Source organism: Sphingomonas endolithica, from assembly GCF_025231525.1.
In the GTDB taxonomy this organism is placed as follows: Bacteria; Pseudomonadota; Alphaproteobacteria; order Sphingomonadales; family Sphingomonadaceae; genus Sphingomonas; species Sphingomonas endolithica.
Genome location: NZ_CP103057.1, coordinates 4,018,194 through 4,039,134 on the forward strand (window position 1 = coordinate 4,018,194; position 20,941 = coordinate 4,039,134).

The 20,941-nt window shown below is 63.9% G+C and carries 24 protein-coding genes; 11 read left to right on the forward strand and 13 right to left on the reverse strand.

Going from position 1 to position 20,941, the window contains the following annotated elements:
- Positions 1-56: 56 nt before the first annotated feature.
- From gcvA to NV382_RS19185, 3 genes are all read left to right on the forward strand, one after another.
- Entirely contained in the window at positions 57-1,028 is a 972-nt protein-coding gene (gene gcvA / locus NV382_RS19175; RefSeq protein WP_312026760.1) for a transcriptional regulator GcvA, read from the forward strand.
- Between the two features lie 21 nt (positions 1,029-1,049).
- Entirely contained in the window at positions 1,050-3,293 is a 2,244-nt protein-coding gene (gene parC, locus NV382_RS19180; protein WP_418066715.1) for a DNA topoisomerase IV subunit A, read from the forward strand.
- A gap of 124 nt (positions 3,294-3,417) precedes the next feature.
- Positions 3,418-5,130 (forward strand): putative bifunctional diguanylate cyclase/phosphodiesterase, encoded by a 1,713-nt coding sequence (locus tag NV382_RS19185; protein WP_260598445.1) that lies wholly within the window; start codon positions 3,418-3,420, stop codon positions 5,128-5,130.
- Here NV382_RS19185 and NV382_RS19190 read toward each other — a convergent pair.
- The 4 genes from NV382_RS19190 to NV382_RS19205 are packed head-to-tail and all read right to left on the reverse strand — an operon-like array spanning position 5,103 to position 8,011.
- The gene (locus NV382_RS19190) at positions 5,103-6,311 is read right to left on the reverse strand and encodes a CCA tRNA nucleotidyltransferase (RefSeq protein ID WP_260598447.1); all 1,209 of its coding nucleotides are present in this window, start codon (positions 6,309-6,311) and stop codon (positions 5,103-5,105) included. The two genes, NV382_RS19185 and NV382_RS19190, sit on opposite strands and share 28 nt — an antisense overlap.
- The gene (locus NV382_RS19195; RefSeq protein ID WP_260598448.1) at positions 6,299-6,898 is read right to left on the reverse strand and encodes a CoA pyrophosphatase; all 600 of its coding nucleotides are present in this window, start codon (positions 6,896-6,898) and stop codon (positions 6,299-6,301) included. Before NV382_RS19195 ends, NV382_RS19190 begins: the two co-directional genes overlap by 13 nt.
- Positions 6,895-7,461, reverse strand: a complete 567-nt coding sequence (locus tag NV382_RS19200) for a DUF1285 domain-containing protein (protein ID WP_260598449.1) — start codon at positions 7,459-7,461, stop codon at positions 6,895-6,897. The genes NV382_RS19195 and NV382_RS19200 overlap by 4 nt, the downstream gene beginning before the upstream one ends.
- Positions 7,462-7,501: 40 nt before the next feature.
- Positions 7,502-8,011: a GNAT family N-acetyltransferase gene (locus NV382_RS19205; RefSeq protein WP_260598451.1), complete on the reverse strand. Its 510-nt coding sequence runs from the start codon at positions 8,009-8,011 to the stop codon at positions 7,502-7,504.
- A 136-nt stretch (positions 8,012-8,147) separates the two neighbouring features.
- On the opposite strand from NV382_RS19205, the gene NV382_RS19210 reads away from it, so the two are divergent.
- On the forward strand, positions 8,148-8,519 hold the full coding sequence (locus NV382_RS19210; RefSeq protein WP_260598452.1) for a dihydroneopterin aldolase: 372 nt from the start codon (positions 8,148-8,150) through the stop codon (positions 8,517-8,519).
- Positions 8,516-8,851 (forward strand): Rossmann fold domain-containing protein, encoded by a 336-nt coding sequence (locus tag NV382_RS19215; protein ID WP_260598454.1) that lies wholly within the window; start codon positions 8,516-8,518, stop codon positions 8,849-8,851. The genes NV382_RS19210 and NV382_RS19215 overlap by 4 nt, the downstream gene beginning before the upstream one ends.
- Here NV382_RS19215 and NV382_RS19220 read toward each other — a convergent pair whose 3' ends face one another.
- Positions 8,852-9,679: a hypothetical protein gene (locus NV382_RS19220; RefSeq protein ID WP_260598455.1), complete on the reverse strand. Its 828-nt coding sequence runs from the start codon at positions 9,677-9,679 to the stop codon at positions 8,852-8,854.
- Positions 9,680-9,891: 212 nt separating this feature from the next.
- Here NV382_RS19220 and NV382_RS19225 point away from each other — a divergent pair, with 212 nt between their 5' ends.
- The 5 genes from NV382_RS19225 (at position 9,892) to NV382_RS19245 (ending at position 13,014) form a co-directional block, all read left to right on the forward strand.
- Positions 9,892-10,566, forward strand: coding sequence for an energy transducer TonB (locus NV382_RS19225; RefSeq protein WP_260598457.1), 675 nt, complete (start codon positions 9,892-9,894; stop codon positions 10,564-10,566).
- A gap of 67 nt (positions 10,567-10,633) precedes the next feature.
- The gene (locus NV382_RS19230) at positions 10,634-11,428 is read left to right on the forward strand and encodes a MotA/TolQ/ExbB proton channel family protein (RefSeq protein ID WP_260598458.1); all 795 of its coding nucleotides are present in this window, start codon (positions 10,634-10,636) and stop codon (positions 11,426-11,428) included.
- Positions 11,429-11,522: 94 nt separating this feature from the next.
- Positions 11,523-12,002 (forward strand): ExbD/TolR family protein, encoded by a 480-nt coding sequence (locus NV382_RS19235; protein ID WP_260598460.1) that lies wholly within the window; start codon positions 11,523-11,525, stop codon positions 12,000-12,002.
- A 30-nt stretch (positions 12,003-12,032) separates the two neighbouring features.
- A complete protein-coding gene (locus NV382_RS19240) occupies positions 12,033-12,461 on the forward strand; it encodes an ExbD/TolR family protein (protein WP_260598461.1) in 429 nt (142 codons plus the stop codon).
- A 202-nt stretch (positions 12,462-12,663) separates the two neighbouring features.
- Positions 12,664-13,014: a tetratricopeptide repeat protein gene (locus tag NV382_RS19245; protein WP_260598462.1), complete on the forward strand. Its 351-nt coding sequence runs from the start codon at positions 12,664-12,666 to the stop codon at positions 13,012-13,014.
- Positions 13,015-13,065: 51 nt separating this feature from the next.
- On the opposite strand, the gene dcd is transcribed toward NV382_RS19245, so the two are convergent.
- From dcd to NV382_RS19260, 3 genes are all read right to left on the reverse strand, one after another.
- A complete protein-coding gene (dcd, locus tag NV382_RS19250) occupies positions 13,066-13,620 on the reverse strand; it encodes a dCTP deaminase (protein WP_260598463.1) in 555 nt (184 codons plus the stop codon).
- Positions 13,621-13,702: 82 nt separating this feature from the next.
- Positions 13,703-14,155 (reverse strand): cytidine deaminase, encoded by a 453-nt coding sequence (locus NV382_RS19255; protein WP_260598464.1) that lies wholly within the window; start codon positions 14,153-14,155, stop codon positions 13,703-13,705.
- Between the two features lie 116 nt (positions 14,156-14,271).
- Positions 14,272-14,754 (reverse strand): UPF0262 family protein, encoded by a 483-nt coding sequence (locus tag NV382_RS19260; RefSeq protein WP_260598465.1) that lies wholly within the window; start codon positions 14,752-14,754, stop codon positions 14,272-14,274.
- Positions 14,755-14,895: 141 nt separating this feature from the next.
- Here NV382_RS19260 and NV382_RS19265 point away from each other — a divergent pair, with 141 nt between their 5' ends.
- On the forward strand, positions 14,896-16,389 hold the full coding sequence (locus tag NV382_RS19265; protein WP_260598466.1) for a replicative DNA helicase: 1,494 nt from the start codon (positions 14,896-14,898) through the stop codon (positions 16,387-16,389).
- Positions 16,390-16,631: 242 nt separating this feature from the next.
- On the opposite strand, the gene NV382_RS19270 is transcribed toward NV382_RS19265, so the two are convergent.
- The 5 genes from NV382_RS19270 to cobA form a co-directional block, all read right to left on the reverse strand.
- Entirely contained in the window at positions 16,632-17,387 is a 756-nt protein-coding gene (locus NV382_RS19270) for a phosphoadenylyl-sulfate reductase (RefSeq protein WP_260598467.1), read from the reverse strand.
- A complete protein-coding gene (locus tag NV382_RS19275) occupies positions 17,380-17,835 on the reverse strand; it encodes a DUF934 domain-containing protein (RefSeq protein ID WP_260598468.1) in 456 nt (151 codons plus the stop codon). Before NV382_RS19275 ends, NV382_RS19270 begins: the two co-directional genes overlap by 8 nt.
- Entirely contained in the window at positions 17,828-19,459 is a 1,632-nt protein-coding gene (locus tag NV382_RS19280; RefSeq protein WP_260598469.1) for a nitrite/sulfite reductase, read from the reverse strand. The genes NV382_RS19275 and NV382_RS19280 overlap by 8 nt, the downstream gene beginning before the upstream one ends.
- Positions 19,460-19,639: 180 nt before the next feature.
- Entirely contained in the window at positions 19,640-19,936 is a 297-nt protein-coding gene (locus NV382_RS19285; protein ID WP_260598470.1) for a DUF2849 domain-containing protein, read from the reverse strand.
- Entirely contained in the window at positions 19,933-20,721 is a 789-nt protein-coding gene (gene cobA / locus NV382_RS19290; RefSeq protein ID WP_260598472.1) for a uroporphyrinogen-III C-methyltransferase, read from the reverse strand. Before cobA ends, NV382_RS19285 begins: the two co-directional genes overlap by 4 nt.
- Positions 20,722-20,941: the final 220 nt, after the last annotated feature.

Below are 20,941 nucleotides of genomic sequence, written 5' to 3' on the forward strand. Positions count from 1 at the left end.
CGCATCGTTCCTTGTCGCTGTCGTTGATGATGCATGGAACATGCGCGGCGCCGCCAGTGTTCGCCAACAAATCATTCGACAAGATACACAAGGCCACCTTATCGTTCGGCATGCGCCGCCTGCCGCCCTTATCCGCTGTCCGGGTGTTCGAAGCAGCAGCTCGTCATGAGAATTTCACTATCGCCGCGGCCGAACTCGGCATGACACAGGCGGCGGTCAGCTATCAGGTCAAGCTGCTCGAGGAGCGGCTCGGCGTGCCGCTGTTCCGGCGCGAAAAGCGCGGCGTGGTGCTGACCGAGGCCGGGCGTCGTGCTGCCCCGGCCGTGTCGCATGCGTTCGACGGGCTCGACGCGGCGTTCGGCGCCCTGCGCGCGGAGGATGTGTCGCTGCTGACCGTATCGACCTCAACGACCTTCGCCAATACGTGGTTCGCCCGCCGCCTTGGCGGGTTCCAGATGGCACATCCCGACATGGCGGTGCGGCTCAACACCAGTGACTCGCTGGTCGATTTCGCCGCCGATCCGGTCGACGTGGCGGTACGCTCCGGGCTGGGCACCTGGCCCGGTTTGCTGGCCGATCTACTGCTCCCGGTCGATTTCACGCCAATGTGCAGCCCGGGCTTTCTTGCCCGCCATGGCGGCGCGCTGTCGCTGGCCGACCTGCATCATCTCCCGCTGGTCGGCGCGGAGGATCCATGGTGGGTGTATTGGCTGGCCGATGCCGGCGGTGCACAGCTGCCGGGTCGCCGCCCGAGCGTTCGGCTGGATTCACAGGCGATGGAAGGCAATGCCGCTATCGCCGGGCAGGGCATTGCGTTGCTCACGCCGTTCTTCTGGCGCGGCGATCTTGCCGAGGGCCGCCTCGTCCGCCCATTCGATCACGTCGCCACGCAAGGCCAGGCATATTGGCTGGTGTATCCCGAGCATCGCCGCACCTCACCCAAGATCCGGCAGTTCCGCGACTGGCTGTTGACCGAGATCGCGCAAGATCATGCCGATGCCATGGCGCAACTCCCGGCACGCTGCTAATCCGCATCAATGCCCAGCGCCGTGAAAGACCCCGAGGACCCCTTCAACGCCATTGTCGATGCGCCGTTCGATAGTGCGCTTTCCGACCGTTACCTGGTCTATGCGCTGTCCACGATCACCGCGCGCTCGCTGCCCGATGTGCGCGACGGGCTGAAGCCGGTGCATCGCCGGCTGCTGTGGGCGATGCGGCTGCTGAAGCTCGATCCGAGCCAAGGTTATAAGAAATGCGCGCGCGTCGTCGGCGATGTCATCGGCAAGTATCATCCGCATGGCGATCAGTCGGTCTATGACGCGATGGTCCGCCTCGCGCAGGATTTCGCGATGCGGTATCCGCTGGTCGACGGGCAGGGCAATTTCGGCAATATCGACGGCGATAATGCCGCGGCCTATCGCTATACCGAAGCGCGGCTGACGCAGGTCGCGATCGACATGATGGAGGGGCTCGACGAGAACGCCGTCGATTACCGCCCGACCTACAACAACGAAGACGAAGAGCCCGAACTGCTGCCGGGCCTGTTCCCCAATCTGCTCGCCAACGGCGCGGCGGGGATCGCCGTGGGCATGGCGACGAGCATTCCGCCGCATAACGCCGCCGAACTGTTCGACGCGGCGATCCTGCTGATCGATCAGCCCGATGCGAGCGATGCGCAGGTACTTGAGCATGTACGAGGGCCGGATTTCCCGACCGGCGGGCTGGTGGTCGATTCGCCGGCGGCGATCGCCGAGGCCTATGCCACCGGGCGCGGGGGTTTTCGCGTACGCGCGCGCTGGACGATCGAGAAGGAGAAGGGCGGCGGCTGGAATGCGGTGGTCACGGAGATCCCGTACGGCATCCAGAAGGGCAAATTGATCGAGCAGATCGCCGGGCTGATCAACGACAAGAAACTGCCGATCCTGGCCGATGTGCGCGACGAATCCGACGCGGTGATCCGCATCGTGATCGAGCCGCGCAGCCGCACGGTCGATCCCGACATGCTCATGGAGAGCCTGTTCCGGCTGTCCGATCTCGAGAATCGTGTCAGCCTGAACCTCAACGTGCTCGACAAGATGCGCACGCCGCGCGTGATGTCCTTGCGCGAGGCGCTGCAGGGTTGGGTCGAGCATCAGTTCGTCGTGCTGCAGCGGCGCTCGCAATATCGGCTCGACAAGATCGCTGAGCGGGTCGAGCTGCTCGACGGCTATCTGATCGCCTATCTCAATCTCGACCGGGTGATCGAGATTATCCGCACCGAGGACGAGCCCAAGCCGATCATGATCGCGGAGTTCGGGCTGACCGACCGTCAGGCCGAGGCGATCCTCGATATGCGGCTGCGCCGCTTGCGCAAGCTGGAGGAGATGCAGATCCGGAAAGAGCGCGACGGGCTTGAGACTGAGAAGAGCGGGCTGGAGCTGTTGCTGGGCAGCGAGGCGCGGCAGCGCACGCGGTTGAAGCGCGACATGGGTAAGCTGCGCGAGCGTTATGGGCCGGAGACGCCGCTGGGTAAGCGGCGCACCACCGTTGCCGAGGCAGCGCCGTCGCGCGACATTCCGATGGAATTGATGATCGAGCGCGAGCCGATCACGGTGATCCTGTCCGAACGCGGCTGGATTCGCGCGATGAAGGGCCATGCCGATGAGGCGGCGCTGGCCGCGCTCAAGTTCAAGGAAGGCGACGGACCGATGTTCGCCTTCAACGCGCAGACGACCGACAAATTGTTGCTCGCGGCAGAGAACGGGCGGTTCTTCACGTTAGGTGCCGATAAATTGCCCGGCGGGCGCGGGTTCGGCGAGCCGGTGCGGCTGATGATCGATCTCGACGGCGATGTCGGTATCGTCGCATTGCTGCCGGCGAGCCGGGCGAAGAAATTGCTGGTGGCGGCAAGCGACGGGCGCGGGTTCATCGTGCAGGCGACCGACACGATCGCCGAGACGCGCAAGGGCAAGACGGTGGTGACGCCGCGACCCGGGGCGAAACTGAAACTGGTTAAGCCGGTCGATCCAGCGGCGGATTACGTCGCCGCGATCGGCGACAATCGCCGATTGCTGGTGTTCCCCCTCACCGAGCTGGCCGAACTGTCCAAGGGGCAGGGGGTGCAGTTGCAGCGCTACGGCGATGGCGGGCTGTCCGACGCCGTGACGTTCGTGTTCGCCAACGGGCTCAGTTGGGCGATGGGCGGCGATACGGGCCGCACGCGAACCGAAACCGACGTGACGGCCTGGCGGGCGGCCCGGGGGGCCGCCGGTCGCATGCCGCCAACGGGGTTCCCGCGCGACAATCGTTTCTAGATTCCAGGATCGCGGCGCCTGCGCGCAACGATGGAACATGGCGCGCGCGAAGCAGAACGTTAAGATAGCTTCGGTCAGGCAGCTTTAGTTCCTCTTAACTAACTTGCATTACCAATAATGCTTGATGATGATGACCAAGGCATTGGGCAGGCTTCGCAAGTCTCCGGCGGTACCGCTGGCGGAAGAGCCTTCCGCTGTGCCGAGCTTGGGGTTGGCCACGGCGGCAATAAATCTGTTGCCGATACCCGCGGCGCTCGTCGTCCAGCGCGGCGACCGCTTCGATCTCGCTGCCTGCAATACTGCCTTCCAGCATGCGGGGCTCGGCACGGCCGATGGCGCCGCACCGTTGCTCGAACTTCTCGGCGGGCGCGTCGAGGCTTTCCTGCACGGCGATCTGCTGCACGATGAATTCGGCTGGCAGTTCGGCGATTCGATCGATTGTCGGCATTACCGCGTCACACTAGCGCGGCTGGAGCGCAGCCAGCTGCAGCGCTGCCTGATCACCTTGCTCGATCACACCTCCGAACTGCGCACCGAAGACAATATGCGCCGCGAGATGATGACGGACAGCCTCACCGGCCTGCCTAATCGCGCCGGCTTTTCCGATCGGCTGGAGGCAAAGCTCGTCGATCCGGCACAGCGCGCGCGGTATGCGGTGATGGTGATCGACCTCGACCGCTTCAGCCGGGTCAACGCCTGCCTCGGCTCAATGGCGGGCGATGAATTGCTGATCACCGTCGCGCGTCGCTTGAAGAGCGCGTTGCGCGCGCAGGACGTGCTGGCACGTACCGGCGGTGATGAATTCGGTATCCTGCTGACGCTGGAGGACGGTCCGGGGGATGCTAGGCATGTCGCCGATCGCATCGTGGCAGCACTCAGCACGCCGTTTCGCCTGTCCGACTTCGAGATCACCATGTCGGTCTCGATCGGCATCGCCTTCGGCGCGGAGGAACTCGCCGATGCCGGGGAGTTGATCCGCCACGCCCAATTCACCGTCAAGCGCTCGAAGGTCAGCGGCAAGGCCGAATCGTATCAGCCACAGGCGTTCGATATCGCGCGCGAACAGTTCGGCATCGAAACCGCGCTGCGCCGGGCGGTGGAGAACGGGTTGATGCGGCTCGCCTACCAACCGATCTGCGATCTGGCGACGGGCAAGATCGTCTCCTTCGAGGCGCTGGCGCGCTGGACCGACGAGGAAGGGCGCGACCATTCGCCATGCGACTTCATCCCCGTCGCCGAGGAATCGGGGTTGATCGTGCCGCTCGGTCGCTGGGCGATCGACAAGGCGGCGGAGACGCTGGCCGATTGGGACCGAAGATCGGGTGGGGACTGCGGCGCAAAGCTGGCGGTCAATCTCTCCGCCATCCAGCTACAGCGCGATCGCATTGCGCCGATCGTCGAACGCGCGTTGGCCACGCACGGTCTGGAGGGGCGGCGTTTCACGCTCGAGCTGACCGAAAGCGCGCTGGTCATCGATCCCGACCGAACGGCGGACATCATGCGTGCCCTGAAGGCGCTCGGCGCGACGATTGCCATGGACGATTTCGGCACCGGTTACTCCAACCTGGCCTATCTGCAGCGCCTGCCGATCGACGTGCTGAAGATCGACCGGAGCTTTATCACCGGCATGCTCGCCGACCGCGACAAGATTGCCATCGTCCGCGCCATCCTCAGCCTCGCCCAGGCGCTGGGCATGGGAACCACCGCCGAGGGCATCGAATCGAACGAACTGGCCCAGACATTGGCGGCACTCGGCTGCACCTATGGCCAAGGCTATGTCTATGCCCGTCCCCTGGAAGCAATCGACGCCTACGCGTTCCTGCTCGAACGGAGCTGATCGACCGCAGCATCGGCGAGTTGCTCGACTCGGCCAGCTTGCGGGAAGCCCTCCGCGATCCAGGCTTCCTCGACCTGCTTCAGCAACCTTGCGACGTCCGGGCCCTTGTCGATCCCGCGCGTGACGAATGCGCCACCGCTCAGGGGAAGCGTGGGCGCGTGGAATGCCGCTGCGCGGACGACCTCTTCGATCGGGCGATCGGACAGCAGCAGCCGATCCACCGCGAGCGCCGTGCCGATACGATAAGCCAGAATCTCCGGCCCACGCAGATCGATATTCTCGCCCGAACTGACCATCCGCCGCCGCTCCGCCTTGGACAGCTTGAGTCGGGCGCCGACATGCTCCAGCACCGCGGGGTCCTTGGGGATCAAGGAGCAAAGCCGCCGCAATGCATCGGGCGACACCGCGGCCGCTGCCTCCCGCTCGGCTAGCGCCGCCAACCGCCTCGCGGCGTCGTCGCCGATCTCTGGCAACACCGGTCGGAAGATGCCGCGCTCGACCATCAATGCTATGACACGCGGAGCATGCCGCGCCACGACCAGCTTCAATACCTCCGTCGCAATCCGCTCGCGCGATAGCGCCATCAGGTCGTTGGCGCGCACTGTACACGCCGCGAGCGCTTCTTGATCGGGCGTATCGCCGAATCGGGCGTGGAATCTGAAATAGCGCAAGATTCGCAGGTGGTCCTCGCCGATGCGCTGCAGCGGATCGCCGATGAAGCGCACCCGACCGGCTGCGAGATCGCCCAGACCGCCGAAATAGTCGATCACTTCGCCGGAGAGCGGATCGGCGTACAGAGCGTTCATGGTGAAATCGCGGCGCGCCGCGTCTTCTCTCCAGTCATCGGTGAAGGCGACTACGGCGTGCCGGCCATCGGTTGCAACGTCGCGCCTGAGCGTCGTCACCTCGACTGGACCCGAGGGAAGCACGGCAGTGATCGTGCCATGCGCGATTCCGGTTGGCACTGCCTTGATCCCGGCGCGTCCGAGCAGGTGCAGCACGTCTTCGGGATGATGCCGTGTCGCGAGATCGATATCGGCGGCGTCGATGCCGATCAGCGTGTCGCGCACGATCCCGCCGACCAGCCGCACTTGCCCGGAGTCCGCGCCCAAGGCGTCGATCAGTGCCGACAGACCCTCGCGCTGCAGGAACGGCGCATCACGCGCAATCACGCCGTCCATTGCAGCCGCCGCGACAGGTTGACGATGATGGCCGCCGTCGCGCCCCAAATCCGCCGACCATCCCACATGATCTCGTAGAAATGCCGCGTGCGTCCGCGCCATTCGGCGCTTGCGGCCAAGTGATTCGAGTTTTCGAGCACGAACGCGAGCGGTACTTCGAACACATCGGCCACTTCCGCCGGATTGGGGGCGAGCACCAGATCGGGCGGCACGACGCCGAGCACCGGCGTGACATCGAACCCGGTGACAGTACGGTACCGATCGGCAATGCCGACGACGTCCACCGTGTGCGGGGGCAGGCCGATTTCCTCATGCGCCTCGCGCAAGGCAGCGGCAGTCGGGCTGACATCGCTCGCGTCAATTCGACCGCCGGGAAAGGCGATCTGCCCCGGATGTTTGCTGAGCGTTGCGGTCCGCACCGTCAGCAGGACGCCGGGCTCCGCGCGATCGGTTACGGCGATCAACACCGCGGCAGGCGAGGCGGGTACGCCCGCGACCTCTTCGTCCTGCACATCACCGGTCAGCAAGGCCAGTTCGCCGTCCTGCCCAGCCGCCAGCGCTTGCCGCAGCCTTTCCGCCAGGCTCATGCAATGGGCTCGAGCGGGAAGAAGGCGCCGCCGCTCCATACCCCCGGCGGCTGATCGTCGCCGGCGAGCGCCATGGTCGCCAGATCGTAATAGATCGAGCGCGCGACCAGCGCCTCCAGCCCGCCACGGACATGCAGATAGGGCCGTGGCCCGTCTGTGCCCTCTTCGAAGCGCAGCGCGTGTTCGGGGCCCGCGGTCACCAGCTCACCGGTATTGAGACGAAAGGCGAGGTTCGTCTGGGCGCCGACACCCTCCGCCTTCATCTCGACGGCGACGAACGGCGCTTCTTCGACCTCGATGTCGAGCTTCTCGATCGGCGTGACCAGCACGTGTTTGCCATCCGGCTCGCGTCGCAGGATGGTGGAGAACAGCTGGACCATCGCCGGGCGCGTTATCGGCGATCCGTGATGATACCAGGTGCCATCACGGGCGATGCGCATCTCGCTGTCGCCACAATGGGTGGGGCTCCATCGGTCGACCGGCGGCAGGCGTTGTTCCTCCGCCAGCCGAGCGATATCGGCGAGCGAGAGCGTGGCGAGATCGGGTAACGGCGGCATGGGCATGAGGGTCGCGGTAGGCCCGGCTTGCTCCTGCGGCAAGCAGTCAGGTGGTCGTGCGCCTCGGGCCGAGCATGCCCGGCCCGCGTGGCACCATGTCGCCGCGCGCCAGCAGGCGATGCCGTTCGACGGGGCCCGGTGTCCGCCACCCGGCGGTGCTCTCGGCCGAAAATCCGAAGAAGCGGCCATAATATTCGGGATCACCGATGAGCATTAACGCGATCGGCTCCGCGGCCGATTGCGCCGCTTCCAGCGCACGGGCGGTCAGCATACGGCCGAGCCCGTCGCGCTGCCGCGATGGATCGACTGCAACTGGTCCTAGCATCAGCAGCGGCACTTCCCGGCCATCGTCGGATCGCAACTCGATCGGCCAACATTGGATCGTGCCGATCAGCGTGTCGCCATCGACAGCGGCGAAGCTTAGATCGGGCGACGCGGCCATCCCGGCGCGAATTTGATAGGCCGTGCGGAGATGACGATCCTGCCCGAAGGCGTCGTCGAGCAATCGCTCGATCCGCTCCTCGGCAATCTCCGCAATCGGCACCAGCGTCACCATCAAGGCGTCTCCAGGAAAGCGCCGGGCGCATAGCCTCCGGGTGCGCAAAGGCAAGCGGAATGCATGTCCGCCTTTCCCATCGGCGTGCTTCTGCTATGGCGCGGCCTATCACCGACACCCAAGGAAAGGTCGCCGTTTGGATGATCGTCTAACCCTCGAAGTGCACGATCTCGAAGTAAATGTGCTGACCGGCATCTATTCGGAAGAGACGCATCTGCCGCAGCCGCTCAGGATCTCGATGACCGTCGACTTGGAGTGCCGTGCGCACTTTGCGCCAGAAACGCCACTTAGCGCCTCCAAGAACTATCTCGACCTGAAGCATGCCGCGACCACCGCGCTGCCGGAGGGGCAGCACTTCACGCTGATCGAAGGCGTGGCCGATCATATCATCGAGACGCTGTTTCTGCAGGATGCGCGTGTTAGCCGCGCCGAGGTCAAGATCGTCAAGCTGGCGATTGCGGAGGCGGGCGAATCAATCGGCATCACGTTGACGCGCCATCGCCGGTGATCGAGGCCGCTATCCTGACCGCCGTCGATAATGCCCTCAAGGAGGAGCCGGCCACGTTGCTTTGTAGTGACCTGGCATTGCCCGATCTGATTGCCGGCATCAGAGCGGCGACGACTGAATTTGTCTTGCTGCTCGTTCTGCCGACGACGCCCGAGCTCGACCGGGCGATGCTCTTGGCGGCGATCGCGCCGCTGGCGGCGGAACGCGCGCCTGGGCACCGCATCTGCGCGCTGGACATCAAGGCGGGGGCTACCGTCGCTAATATCGTGGCGACCGCGCAATTTCTGGCGCGCGCCGGATCCACCACCGGGCAGGTGATCGCAGTTTCCTAATCAGCGCCCTCGGTCGCACGTCCCGAGCGACTCGATGACGAAGCGGTAATCCTCGGCGGCGATGGTGCCCTCGCCGGTCGAAGTGTCGCCTGGAAAAGCGCCCGGCAGCGAGCAGGCCAGACGGTACCACAACAATGTGTCGCGTTCGGGCGGTCCGGAGGTCTGATCCACGACATCGCTGAGCGAAACCGACCAGCGCCGTTCCTGGCCGGGCCGTCGGACGATGCTCAGCGATACTGGCCTGGCATCCTTGGTGGCGAGGAAGACCTGCGTCTCGCCTTCTCCGGGCAACGATCCGGCCACATGGAAGGCATTGCCGACGCCGGTAATTTCCGGCGGGGGCGCTGCGGCAAGCGTTTCTGTGGCGATGCGGCGGGTGAGTTCGTCCGCACTCGGCGTCCATCCCCGTTGCGCATCCGGGCGGATCAACTGGATTTGCGCTGCGCTCCCCGCCACGGGGCGGGCAAACAGTAGCACCCGTGCTTTTTTGAGATTCGGCAGCCGGCCGTGCGCGTCCGCCGTGACGTCCAGAACATAGCCGATCCGGGGCGGCAGCGGCTGCGTGCCACGGATTAGTGCCGCGACATCGGCCTCTACATAAAGCCTGGCATGTCCTGGTGCGACGTCCAACGCGTCGGCACCCTTGATTCGGGTCAGACTGCGTATCGTGGCATCGACGATCACCGGGGCGGCGAGCACGAGATCGGCATAATCGGCATAAAAGACGGCGGGTGCGGCAGCGACGGGCGGTGCCGCCGACTGCGCAGAGGCAGGGTTGGGGAGGGCGATCAACGCCGTCAGCAGCAGTGTTTTGAGAGGGCGTGGCATGCCGATGGCGTTATCCCAGCGCACCTTAATGATACAGAAATAAATCTGCAGCGTTGCGCTTGTACGTTTGTTGCGTCCGACAAAGCGTTTGCGTCGTAGTTTACGTCACGATAGAGGTTCGGCTCTGTCTGAGGATACACTAACCCATGGCAGGCGGAAGCCCGGCGATGACCGGGGCCAAATTGGCCGTGATTGAGGAGTGTCGTTTCTGAATGGCCTATGCTGACCAAAAGATGAGCGGTAGCAAGGTGGTCGCGATCGTTATCGTCGCGCTCATCCATGCCGTTATAGGATACGCTTTCGTAACTGGCCTCGCGTACAAGTACGTGAAGAAGGCTGCGGAAAAGTTAAACACGTTCGACGTCGAGGAGCCACCACCCCCGCCGCCGGATGAGCCGCCACCCCCGCCACCAGACACGCCGTTGCAGCCGCCGCCGGTTGTTTCGCCGCCGCCGATCGTGCGCAATCCGAATCCGCCTCCGGTCGTGATTCAGACGGTGCAAACTCCGCCGCCGTCGATTCAATATACGCCGATCGCTGCACCGCCGGCGCCACCCGCCCCACCCGCACCGCCGGCACCGCCGCGCGTTTCGCAGGCGGCTGGGCTCAAGGGTAACGTTGCTGGGTACTTTGGCCCCGATGCTTATCCGCCAGCAGCCATCCGCGCGGAAGCGCAGGGTCGCGTTGTTGCCCGGCTCAGCGTTGGTCCCGATGGTCGCGTGACCGACTGTTCGATCACGACGTCGAGCGGCAATAGCGATCTGGATTCGACCACGTGTCGTATTGCTAAGAGCAGGGTCCGCTATACGCCTGCTCGTGACTCGAACGGCCAGAACATCGCGACGACTACCAGCCTGCCCGTGCGGTGGGTGTTGCCGTCCGACTAAGATCAGAGACGGGGGCCCGGGCTCGGGTCCCCGCAAAATTCATGCTATTCTAGAGGGACTAACCGCAATGATGACCACCATTCTCGCCGCAGGTGCGGCACCCGCCGGCGCCGGCGCAAACCCGTACGGTTTCTGGGAAGCACTGCAGCAGGGCGGTGTGATCGCCTGGACCGTGTTCTGCATCCTGGCGTTCATGTCGATCGTGTCGTTCTACATCATGTTCACCAAGCTGTTCGAGCAGCAGAAGGTGATGAACCAGGCCAAGCGTGTGCGTCAGGGCTTCTGGTCGTCGAACAGCCTGCGCGAAGGCGCTGCCAAGCTCGACAAGAACTCGGCCTATCGTCAGATCGTCGACGACGGCCTGGCTGCGCAGGAGCAGCACACCCAGCTGACCGATCCGGTCGAGGCACATGACTGGCTGCACGGTTCGCTGGCGCGTTCGGAAGCTGCGATCAACTCGAAGCTGGGTGGCGGTCTCGCCTTCCTCGCGACGGTGGGTTCGGTTGCACCGTTCATCGGCCTGTTCGGTACGGTTATCGGCATCTACCGCGCACTGATCAAGATCGGTGCGGCTGGTCAGGCATCGATCGACGCCGTTGCCGGCCCGGTTGGTGAAGCACTGATCATGACTGCACTTGGTCTTGCCGTGGCCGTTCCGGCCGTGCTTGCCTACAACTGGCTGCAGCGCCGCAACAAGTCGATCGCAGAAGACCTCGCTGCCTTCTCGAACGACGTGCTCGGCTTCCTCGCATCGGGCGGCGCTGTTCGTCCCGTCTCGCGGACCACTTCTGCACCGGTGACCGGTGCGAAGCCGGGTGCCACGACCGCTGTCGGTCAGACCGGTACCGCGCCGCGCGCATAAACTGACGGATGGGCCGCGGGCGACGCTCGCGGTTCTTCCTTCGCCGCCGGATACGAATCCTGCGGCGCGACTGAATGGATAGGGATAGCCCTCAATGGCAATTAGTAGTGGCGGCAATACCGACAAGCCGATGTCCGACATCAACACGACGCCGTTGGTCGACGTGATGCTCGTGCTGCTGATCATCTTCCTGATCGCGGTTCCGGTCGCAATCCAGGCGGTCAAGGTCAAGCTGCCATCGGTCACCTTCGATCCCACGACCACCAAGCCGGAGAACGTCTCGCTGTCGATCACGACGGCCGGAGACGGCACCTGCGCGGTGTACTGGAACATGACGCGCGTCACCCACCAGGAATTGCTGGACCGCGCAGTCGAAAAGCTCAAGGTCGAGATCGAGCGTCAGGGCGGCGTAGGCAACCCGGCGCTGGAACTGCCGGAAGCGCATATTCGCGGGGACATCAACACCCCGTATCAGTGCATCGGTGGCGCGATCTACACGATGCAGATGGCGGGTTTCGCGAAGGTCGGATTCATCTCCGAGCCACCTCCCGGTGGCGGCACGGCGCGTCTTTGATCTACCCGCAAGACTCAGGAGTAACATAATATGGCAATGAGCGGCGGTTCCGACGACGGCGAACCGATGATGGAAATGAACATGACGCCGTTGATCGACGTCCTGCTCGTGCTCCTCATCATGTTCATCATCACGATCCCGATTCAGACGCATGCGGTGAAGGTCGACCTTCCGGTCAATGATCCGAATGCGAAGCAGCAGGCCGTCGATCCCCAGAAGAACAAGGTCACCATCGATCCGACAGGTACCGTTTCCTGGAATGGTTCGCCGGTCGACACGGTAACGCTCCAGCAGTATCTGGAGCAGACGACGCAGATCAATCCGGAGCCGGAATTGCACTTCCAGCCGAACCCGCAGGCGCGTTACGCCAAGGTGGACGAGGTACTGGCAGTCATCAAACGGTCCGGGGTCGCCAAGCTTGGCTTCATCGGCAACGAGCAGTATCGTAACGACTTCTGATTTTCAGATCAGGCAAAGATCGGGCGGTCCTTCGGGGCCGCCTTTTTTTGTGCTTGAAGGTGGCTGATCCGCGTGAAGGATCAGCGATAATAGTGACCATGTTGCGACACGACGACGCTTGCATGCATTTCACAAAAGTGACACTCCAGTGTCATAAAAATGAAACCTCTTGTAAGTCGAGAGGGCGGTTAGGAGACCGATCATGCGCTTCTTTGTAGTCAGTCTGTCGCTCGCGGCGTTAGCTACGCCGTTCTCCGCCAGCGCGCAGCAGCGAACCGGTTATAGCCAGATCGTCTCGGGCGACCTTAAGCGAGCCGAACAGACGCTGGTGGCGGAACGCCGCGTATTCCCGCAGAGCCCCGAATTGATGTTGAACCTTGCCGCTGTGTACCAGCAGACGGGTCGCTTGGATCAGGCGCGGAGCTTGTACGACATGGTGCTCGGCCAGCCCGAGGTGATGATGGACATGTCGTCCGATCGCATCGTCGGGTCGCACGCGATCGCCCGGACCGGCTTAGGCCGGCTCGCCGATGTGAAACTGTCATCGCGCTGACGCCGCAACGCTGATGATAAACGACTGGCGGCGGGTGCCGCCGCCAGTCATTTAAATCTTGGGCAGCGTGACGCCGCGCTGCCCCATATACTTGCCGGCGCGGTCGGCATAGCTGACCTCGCATGGCTCGTTGCCCTGGAGGAACAGGAACTGGCACGCGCCTTCATTGGCGTAGATCTTGGCGGGAAGGGGTGTGGTGTTGGAGAATTCCAACGTGACGTGGCCTTCCCAGCCGGGCTCGAGCGGGGTCACGTTGACGATGATCCCGCAGCGCGCGTAGGTCGACTTGCCGAGGCAGATCACCAAGACGTCGCGTGGCACACGGAAATATTCCACTGTGCGGGCAAGCGCGAAGCTGTTGGGCGGAATGATGCACACGTCGGTCCGGCGATCGACGAAGCTGTTCGCCGCGAAATCCTTCGGATCGACGATCACGCTGTCGATGTTGGTGAAGATCTTGAATTCGTCCGACACGCGAGCGTCGTAGCCGTAGGAGGACAATCCGTAACTGATGCAGCCATCGCGCTTCTGGCCGTCGACGAACGGCTCGATCATTCCGGTCGTCAGCGCCTGCTCACGAATCCAGCGGTCGGACATTACGGACATTCTTCTCTCCTACTGGGGCCGACCTTGCCGCGGACGATCAAGGCCGAACAAGCATTAGATTGGTTGCATTACTGCGGGCGGGTCAGGCGACGCCGAGATCGGCTGGTCCGAAAGCGTGCGGTAATAGGTCCGAGCACAGATGGCGGGTGACCAGATCACCCTCCGCGCTGCCGCAGAGGATCTCGACATCGCGATGGCCGATCTGCGCAGCTTCGTTGATGACCTGCCGGCAGCGGCCGCACGGGCTGATGGGCTCGTTGCCCGTCACTTTGCCGCCGCGGATGGCGCCACCGATAACACCGATTGCAACGACGTCCGCCAGCCGTCCGGCGCTGCTTGTCGTCGCGAGAGCCACCGTTTCGGCACAAAGCGACAGCCCGTAGCTGGCATTCTCGAAATTGGCCCCTGCGACGATGGTGCCGTCGGTCAACAGCACCGCCGCGCCCACGGCAAAGTTCGAGTAAGGCGCGTACGCCCGCGTGGCAGCATCACGTGCCACGTCGATCAGCCGGGCTTTGAGATCGTCATCGAGCATCTTTGTATGTCCGTCATCGAAGGTGGTCGATGTTTGCGTGGGTGACGTTGCGGAGCAAGAGCCGCTTTCTGCTCCGCCAACACCGCGTTCAAAAGCCGATCGATTTTATGGTGTCGTCAGCCCTTGATATGCAACACGCAGATCAGCGTGAAGAGGCGGCGGGCGGTTTCGAAATCTATGTCGATCTTGCCGACCAGGCGATCCTTCAGCAATTCTGCGGCCTCGTTGTGGACACCGCGACGGGCCATGTCGATCGTTTCGATTTGCGATGGCGCGGCGTTGCGGATGGCATCGTAATAGCTATCGCAAATCGCGAAATAGTCTTTGATCGGACGGCGAAAGCGGCCAAGCCCGAGAATGTGCGTTTCCAAATGGGTGTCGTCCTGCCGGTGGATGGCGATACCCAAGCGACCTTCCGCCACGCTTAAGGTGATACGGTAGGGGCCGGCATAGCCGTCGGCATGCTGGCGCTGCGGCGCAAAATGATTGCCTTCGATCAGATCGAAGATCGCAATGCGGCGTTCTTGCTCGATATCGGCCGATCGCCATAGAATGGTGCGTTCGTCCAGCTCGACGTTGATGATCCGCCAGTCGGCCATCGACAAGCCCTATAAGGGAAGCGCGCGGGGGACAATCCGTGTCTCTTGGCAACTCTCGCCGCAGCGTTCTGCTCGCGTTTTCCACAGGCAGCTGAACGCAAAGCGGGTTGAGACGAACGCGCACGGGGCTATTACCAACCGATGGCTTCCATCATCCCCATCACGCCCCTTACCGAAACCACGGCCCTGCCGCAGAACGTCGAGGCAGAAGCAGCGATGCTTGGAGCGATGATGATCGATAATCGCCTGGCAGACGACCTAGTCGACAAGCTTGAGCCGGAGCATTTCTTCGAGCCGCTGCACGGGCGCATCTTCGCCGCGATCAAGACGGCGCGGGCCAACGACATGCTGGCGTCGCCGGTGACGCTGCGACCGATGTTCGACAACGATGCCGGGATGCGCGAACTCGGCGGGCCGGCTTATCTGGCGCAGCTGACCGGCAGCGGTGCCGGACTGTTGGGCGCACGGCAGTTCGCCAAGCAAATCTACGATCTTGCGATGCTGCGCACGCTGGTGACGGTCGGGCGCGGACTGGTCGAGCGGGCGATGGATACGTCGGAGGAGGTCAACCCGCGCAGCCAGATCGAGCTGGCGGAAGAAGAGCTGTTCAAGGTTGCTGCCGACGGCGGCACGGAGAGCGCGATCAAGACCTTCGCCCAGGCGACAACGCTTGCGGTGAAGATGGCGCAAAAGGCACTGAATTCGGGCGGGCATTTGTCGGGCATCACGACGGGGCTGGACAGCATCAATGCCAAGATCGGCGGCATGCATCATTCCGATCTTATGATCCTCGCCGGGCGCCCGGGCATGGGCAAGACCGCGCTCGCCACCAATATCGCGTTCAACGCCGCGCAGCGCTACATGCGCGATCGGCAGGATGGCATCGAACATGCGGCGTCGGTTGGCGCCAAGGTCGCTTTTTTCAGTCTGGAAATGTCTGCCGATCAGCTCGCGACTCGTATCCTGGCCGAGCAGGCGCGGATCAGTGGCGAGGCGTTGCGCATGGGCAAGATCAGCCGCGCGGAGTTCAACCAGCTGGCGGCAGCGGCCGCCGACCTCGAGAACCTGCCGCTGTTCATCGACGATACGGCCGGTCTGACAATCGGCGCGCTGCACACGCGTATGCGGCGGCTGCAGCGGCGGCATAACAACGAGATCGGCCTGGTCGTGGTGGATTACCTGCAACTGCTGACTGGATCGGCCAAGGCTTCTGGCGACGGGCGCGTGCAGGAGATTTCCGAAATCAGCCGCGGACTGAAGACGCTGGCCAAGGATATGAACGTGCCGGTGCTGGCATTGTCGCAGCTCAGCCGCCAAGTCGAGCAGCGCGAAGACAAGCGCCCGCAGCTGTCGGATCTGCGCGAATCGGGATCGATCGAGCAGGACGCCGACATCGTGATGTTCGTGTTTCGTGAGGATTATTACGTGGCGGCCAAGGAGCCGAAGCGTCCGACGGAAGGCGATAGTGCGAAGATCTTCGAGGATCACGCATCCTGGGCGACGGACATGGAGCGGGTGTTCGGATTGGCCGAGTTCATCGTGGCCAAGCAGCGGCATGGTTCGACGGGCAAGGTGGTGCTGAAGTTCGAGCCGAGCATCACCCGGTTCTCGGATTTTGTGGGGAGTGGATATTGAGGCCGGCTTTGTGATTGCGGGGGCGAGCCAACGCCCACGCCCACGCCTGGTTGTGGTGGTTGGTAAGTGGGCACCGGTTAGCCTGCGGAACAATGGTGTTCCCCGGCGCAGGCCGGGGTCCAGTCGCGGGACGTGCATGGCGTGCGCAGCGCTTCCGTTATGTGGACCTGTCCGCCTGGGCCCCGGCCTTCGCCGGGAACTGAATACTGTGCGATCGCTCGGCGCACCGGTCGTGCCGAGCTTTAAAAAACCGGTTCTTCGCCCGGCTTCTCGGGCACGTGGATGCCGCATTCCACCTTGTCCCAGCCGCGCCAGCGGCCGGCGCGGGGGTCTTCGCCAGGCTGCACCTTGCTGGTGCAGGGGGCGCAGCCGATCGAGGGATAGCCCTGCACTTCCAACGGGTGGCGGAGCAGTTGGTGTTCGGCGAAATAGGCCTCCAGCCGCGCTTTGTCCCACTCCGCCAGCGGGTTCAGCTTAAGGCGGCCTTCGTCTTCCTCGAAGCGCGGCATGGTGATGCGGGTGCCGGCCTGAAAGCCCTTGCGGCCGGAGATCCACGCATCGAACGGGGCGAGCGCGCGGCGTAGCGGCTCGACCTTGCGCAGGTCGCAGCAGCCGTCGGGGTCGTAGTTCCAACGCAGCCCGGTCGCGTCCTTCTTGGCGAGGAGGCGGGGGTCGGGGCGGAAGACGCGCAGGTCGTTGAGCGCGAGGCGTTCGGAAAGTTCGTCGCGATATTGCAGGGTTTCGCCGAAGATCTTTTGCGTGTTGATGAAGATCACTGGCACGTCGGGGTCGATCTGCGCGACCATGTGCAGCAGGACGGCGCTTTCCGCGCCAAACGAGGATACGGCGGCAATGCGGCCCTTGAGTTCGGCGGCGAGGAGTTCGGCCAGCATGTCCTGCGTGGACACGCCGACGAAGCGCGCGTTCATTTCGGCCGCGTCCACCTTGGTGAACGGGGTTACGTCGACATAGTCGAGAACGCGCGCGGCTTCAGCCATGCCGGAATTGCCATACTGGCGTGCGGCCGTCGGCCGCCTTTTGATACACGTTGTCGTATCGCGCGAGGCTGGCCTTCGCCGTTGCGGCGTCGATCTCCGATTCAGGCGCGAAGCTGTCGAAGCCGCAGCGGCGCATCGGCAGCAACTGATCGACCAGCACGTCGCCCTGCGCGCGGAGTTCGCCGGCATAGCCCGCCTCACGCAGGATACGCGCGGCGCTGTAGCCACGGCCGTCACGGAACGAGGGGAAGCTGACTTCGACCAGCGCGATTTGGCCGAGATGGGGGATCAATGCACGGACGTCGTCACCTGCTTCGATGCGCACAGCAGTCGCGTTGGTCTGGCCGAGAAAGGCGTCGAGCGTGACGGCGGGTTCGTCATGCGGATCGTCGTTGCGGAAGCGGAGCAGGGTGCCTGTGTCGCTCGGCTTGGTGGACTGATCATCCATAGATCGCCTCCTTGAACGGGGCCATGCCGACGCGGCGATAGGTGTCGAGGAAACGTTCGCCATCCTCACGCAGGCCGAGATAGGTGTCGGTGACGCGTTCGACTGCATCGACCACGCCGTCTTCGTCGAAGCCGGGGCCGGTGATCTTGCCGAGGCTGACATCCTCCGCGCCCGAACCGCCAAGCGAGAGCTGGAAGTTCTCCACGCCCTTCTTGTCGACGCCGAGGATGCCGATGTGACCGGCGTGGTGATGGCCGCAGGCGTTGATGCAGCCGCTGATCTTGACCTTCAATTCGCCGATGTCGCGCTGGCGGGCGGGATCGGCGAAACGCGTGGTGATCTTCTGCGCGAGCGGGATCGAGCGGGCGTTGGCGAGGCTGCAATAATCGAGGCCGGGGCAGGCGATGATATCGCTGATCAGATCGAGATTGGCGGGTGCGAGGCCGGCGGCGTCTAGGGCGGTCCAAATTTCATGAAGGTCGCGCTTATGGACGTGTGGGAGTACGATGTTCTGGGCGTGGGTTACGCGTAACTCATTGAAACTAAAGCGTTCTGCCAGGTCGGCCATGAGGTCCATCTGCGCCGATGTGGCGTCGCCCGGGATACCGTCCTGCGGCTTCAGGCTGATGTTGACGATCGCATAGCCCGGTTGCTTGTGGGGTTTGACGTTCTGATCGAGCCACAACGCGAAATCGGGATCGCTGCGATCGACGACGGCACCGTCCTCGGGCGCGAAAGCGGGATCGGCGAACATGGCGGTGATGCGGTCGAACTCGGCCTTGGGCGGATCGAGGCCGAGCGCCTTCACGGCGATGAATTCCTCCTCGACCTGGCGGCGATATTCGTCGGCGCCGATCTCGTGGACGAGGATCTTGATCCGCGCCTTGTAGATATTGTCGCGACGGCCGTAGCGATTGTAGACGCGCAGGCACGCCTCGAGATAGCTCAGCAGATCGTCGGCGGGGACGAAATCGCGGATCTCGGGGGCGATCATCGGGGTGCGGCCCATGCCGCCGCCGACATGGATACGGCCGCCGAGCACGCCGTCAAGCACCACCATCTGGATGCCGATATCGTGCAGCCGCATCGCCGCGCGATCCTCCTCGGCACCGATCACGCAGATCTTGAATTTCCGAGGCAGGTACGTGAATTCGGGGTGGAAGGTGCTCCACTGGCGCAGCAATTCGGCCCAGATGCGCGGATCGGCGACCTCGTCCGCGGCGGCGCCGGCATATTGGTCGGCGCTGATGTTGCGGATGCAGTTACCGGACGTCTGTATGGCGTGCATCTCGACCGTGGCGAGCTCGGCCAGGATGTCGGGCGTGTCCTCGAGCTTGATCCAGTTGAACTGCAGGTTCTGGCGCGTGGTGAAATGGCCGTAGTCGCGGTCATATTTGCGCGCGATGTGCGCGAGCATGCGCATCTGGCGGCTGTCGAGCGTGCCATAGGGGATGGCAACGCGCAGCATATAGGCGTGGAGCTGCAGATAGAGGCCGTTCATCAGGCGCAGCGGCTTGAACTGATCCTCGGTGATCTGGCCGGCGAGGCGGCGCTTCACCTGGTCGCGGAATTCCTCGACGCGGGCGTCGACGATCTGCTGGTCGTAGGTGTCGTATTTATACATTCGGTGTTCCCAACAGGACCCGTTCGTCCTGAGTAGCGACTGAGCTTGTTGACGGCGCGTATCGAAGGACAAAGCGGCGATCGGGGCGATGCTTCGATACGAGCCCTCGATACGCCCTACGGGCTACTCGGTCTCTACTCAGCACGAACGGAGATTGGAGCATTTGATGGGAGGCGACGCTCATATCACCCAGCTGCCGGCGGCTGGATCGGCGGGCTTCAGCGTCAGGTCCGGGCGTACCGTGGGGCCCAAAGCGCGGATGCGGTCTTTGATGTGGGCGGGGCGGGGGCCGTCCGCCGTCAAGGTGGCGTCGATGACGTAGGGGACGTTGACCCGCCTTGCGCCTTCCTCGGCGCGGAGGATCGCTTCGCCCTGGTCGGCGACGTCGATGGCATCCTCGACGTGCCGAGACCAGCCCTGGCCGGTCCACCACACGACGTCGCCGGTCGGCAGATCGTTACCGGTGAGGAGCTTCATACTGCTGCTTCCGCAATGCGCGCCCAGCGCGCGAGTTTGTCTTCGGCGTCGCTCAGTTCGACCACTTCGCCGACGACGATGATCGCCGGGCTGGCGACCTTTTCGCGCTCCACCATCTGGCCGAGATCGGCGAGCAGGGTCTTGATCGCGCGGTGGCCGACGAGCGTGCCTTTTTCCAACACGGCGACGGGCATGTCCGGGGCGACGCCGTCGGCCATCAATTTGTCGGCGATGTCGGTGGCGGTGGCGACGCCCATATAGATGACGAGCGTACGGCCCTGGCCGGCGAGGCCCGACCAGTCCTGATCGGCCAGGCCCTTGCACTGGCCGGCGACGAAGCTGACGGCGCTGCTATGATCGCGGTGGGTGAGCGGGAGCATGGCCTCGGCCGCGCAGCCGAGCGCGGCGGAGACGCCGGGGATCACCTCAACCGGCAAACCGGCGGCGCGCACCGCTTCGACTTCCTCGCCGCCGCGGCCGAAGATGAAGGGATCGCCGCCCTTGAGGCGGATGACGATCGCGCCGGTCTTCACATGCGCGACGATCAGCGCGTTGATCGCCTCCTGCGGCAGGGTGTGGCGGGCGCGCTGCTTGGCGACCGAGATGCGCTGGGCGGTTGGTGGCGCGATATCCAGCACGCGCGGATCGATCAGCCCGTCATGCACGACGATGTCGGCCTGGCGGAGCGCCTCGACCGCGCGGACGGTGAGCAGGCCGGGATCACCGGGGCCGGCGCCGACGAGGATGACACGCCCGCGGGCGGTGGGATCGAGGAGACTGGCCATCGCTGTCAGATGGTCCCCTGTTGGATCGGGCGCAACGCCAAGGTTGCTTGTGGCGGGGGTAGGGAAACTTTCGTATGGGCAGCGATGCTCCGGGGGAGGGGCATGATGCGGCTCGTATAGGGGCGACGATCGTCGCTTGCCTTTGCTGTATTGCTTGATTAGTACACCTACCGACTACGGATGTAGTCGTTGGTGTTGGGGGTGACGTATGAAGCGATGC